At 41.5% G+C, this 275-nt stretch carries 1 protein-coding gene; it reads left to right on the top strand.

Going from position 1 to position 275, the window contains the following annotated elements; translation table 11 throughout:
- On the top strand, positions 1–225 hold a 225-nt coding region (locus ACFVYJ_RS13765), incomplete at its 5' end, for a hypothetical protein (protein ID WP_463255422.1).
- Positions 226–275 lie beyond the last annotated feature (50 nt).

The raw sequence follows: 275 nt of genomic DNA, 5'->3' as shown, positions 1-275 counted from the left end.
TGGCAATATAATGGTCAAAAATTTACCTACACCTTCAAAGAAATAAGCAATAAAGCCTACCGCGGCAACAATGGCAAATACAGCAACTATGCTATGGGAGGCCCTCCCAGCCCTATCGTCTCCAAACCGGGTAAGTATCCATTCCGATCCGGTCATAATATTGGACCTACGAATCCAAACGGCCAAAAACATCATAACAAATATCTGGTTCCAAATTGGCCATAGCCACATGAACATAAAACTCTTTACACCGTATAAAAATAGGATTCCTACCA

Source organism: Pontibacter sp. JAM-7 (genome assembly GCF_048548695.2).
Lineage (GTDB): Bacteria > Pseudomonadota > Gammaproteobacteria > Pseudomonadales > Balneatricaceae > Neptuniibacter.
The sequence above is the reverse complement of the archived record's forward strand: the minus strand, read 5'-3'. Positions and strand labels throughout refer to the sequence as shown.